Below are 2,083 nucleotides of genomic sequence, written 5' to 3'. Positions count from 1 at the left end.
TTTTCCTAAAAGAGGCTTGCCGGATTTTAGCTGTTCCAGCGCCTTGGCTTGAAAGGACTTGTAATCAAAATCTTCCATAATGTAAACTGTTGTGTAAAAGTAAAAAAAATGATTTATTCTTTGACACAGTTTACTTTACAGTCTCCTGTAATATTTTTGCTAATCCGCTCCGTCTCCTTTATTTGTTATAATCTACATTTATTATCTTTGTCAGCATTACATTGACGTTCTTGTTATTATGTCTTCCAGGATACCAATCTTGAAGCAATATTAATGCTTTTAATCCCTCTTTTTCAAAGTTAGTTAGAGATTCATCTTTTTTACCGTAAATCCTTGCTCCAATTAAATTTCCTTTTACGTCAATAACAAATTGTAATCGCAACATTGTTTGAATGTCTTCATTTGGATGAAAATCATAGTGAAAAGATTTTATAAAATTGTCCAAAAAATCTTTTTCTCCATTTTTGTAAACAGGCATTTTTTAAACAACAATGTACACATTCTTTTTTGTCAAATCATCGTATTGTACGCCTTCATTTTTTTGTTGACCTTTTATGGAAGAACAAGAAAATACAGAAATGATAATAATTAATAGATTGTATTTATGAGTCCTCTCCGAAAACCTCAAAACTCATTTTTATTGGTTTGCAACTTATTGAAAATCAATGTTCATATTGTGAAATTTTCAAGAAAAAAGACTTATCGGAGGAGACTCATTTATTTATTACCAACTGGCATCCCGGGAATATTATCCCAATAGTTTTTATAATATTTTTCATACAAATTAGTATTTTGTTCATTTGTTAATGATGGATTATATTTAAAGAAACCGTATCCTTGATTTTGTAAATTTATTTTATTCATCATAAAATTTAATTGTCCTTTTGTCAATGAATTTTGATTGGTACTTTTTTGCCCGTCTATTGTTATCATGGAATAACTCATAATATTATTCACAATGTTTGCATCTGTTGTAGGAGTTGAAATAAAAGAATTAGGAGCTACCTTCAACAACTTTGTATCTTCTGTTTGCGTAATCTCGAATGGATGTGCTAATCTTACTGTATGAAACATTTCGTGGGTTGCATCCGAACCTATCTCTGAAAGTGATCTTAGTTCTCCTGCCTTATTAAATAAATTAACCGAAGAGTTGAAGTAAGAAGTACTTCCCCCAATTGCACCGTCCATTTTACCCAAAGACAATGACTGGACTATGTTTTGATTTCCTTCGTAGAAAGTAATCGTTCCGGACATTACCCCTCCTGATGCCTCCGATATGGTATTATTGAATTGTGTTGCAATAACATTTTTATAGGCTGCTATTTCTTTTGACGTATAATTTCCTGATACGAAAAAATTTAATGCAACATTAATAGTAATATGACCATTTGCATTTATAAAATACTTCCACTCTCTTCCATCCGGGTCAATTAACCTCACTGGGTTATTCGAGCAATACGCATACGGACTCATGTTACAATACTTCTCGGCCAGGGGACCACGGTCAGCCACTATGTCCACTTTGCTCACCACTTGGGCTGTGGCTGGCTTTATTAACTCTTTTAAGGGCTAAAAACATGGATACATTCGGCAAACAAACAACTGCTTTACGAAAGGAAAAGAAGATTTCACAAGGCAAACAGGTAAAGTTGATAAATACTTCTACTTTGGTTAACCGATAATCTCATGAAATCTTTTTCGATTCTATCAGTATACACCCTATGCGATACATCTCCTGCAGTGCTTTTTTATCGTCGCCCGGTTGTGCGTTTACCGCGGCGATAGCATCGGTGATTACATAGGTATTGAATTTCTGTTTAACTGCATCCAAAGCAGTTTCTTTTACGCAATAGTCGGTGGTCAAACCGCAAACGTACACCGAGGATATTTCATAATCGCGGAGATAACTTGCAAGCGCCACATTGGTTGCTTCAAAAGCTGAATAACCGTCATCTTTATTATCTGTCCCTTTTAATAGTCTTAGATCTATCTTATTGGCTTCTAGTTCGGGATGCAACTCAGCTCCATGTGTGCCGGCCACACAATGAACCGGCCACTTCTCAAAATGCACCGAATGGGACGG

3 protein-coding genes and 1 pseudogene are annotated in these 2,083 nt (G+C 34.9%); all 4 read right to left on the bottom strand.

What is annotated here, in order from left to right; genetic code table 11:
- Nucleotides 1-78: pseudogene (locus B3B27_RS11865) on the bottom strand (transposase); the annotation flags it as partial.
- Between the two features lie 100 nt (nucleotides 79-178).
- The gene (locus B3B27_RS11040) at nucleotides 179-478 is read right to left on the bottom strand and encodes a hypothetical protein (RefSeq protein WP_238868109.1); all 300 of its coding nucleotides are present in this window, start codon (nucleotides 476-478) and stop codon (nucleotides 179-181) included.
- A 239-nt stretch (nucleotides 479-717) separates the two neighbouring features.
- A complete protein-coding gene (locus B3B27_RS11035) occupies nucleotides 718-1,440 on the bottom strand; it encodes a hypothetical protein (RefSeq protein ID WP_238868108.1) in 723 nt (240 codons plus the stop codon).
- Between the two features lie 244 nt (nucleotides 1,441-1,684).
- Nucleotides 1,685-2,083 (bottom strand): isochorismatase family protein (locus B3B27_RS11030; protein ID WP_286847432.1); only part of this gene is annotated, 399 nt, incomplete at its 5' end.

The organism is Proteiniphilum sp. UBA5463, assembly GCF_002427225.1.
In the GTDB taxonomy this organism is placed as follows: Bacteria; Bacteroidota; Bacteroidia; order Bacteroidales; family Dysgonomonadaceae; genus Proteiniphilum; species Proteiniphilum propionicum.
Note: the sequence above shows the minus strand (reverse complement) of the source record. Positions and strands in the feature narration are given on the sequence as shown.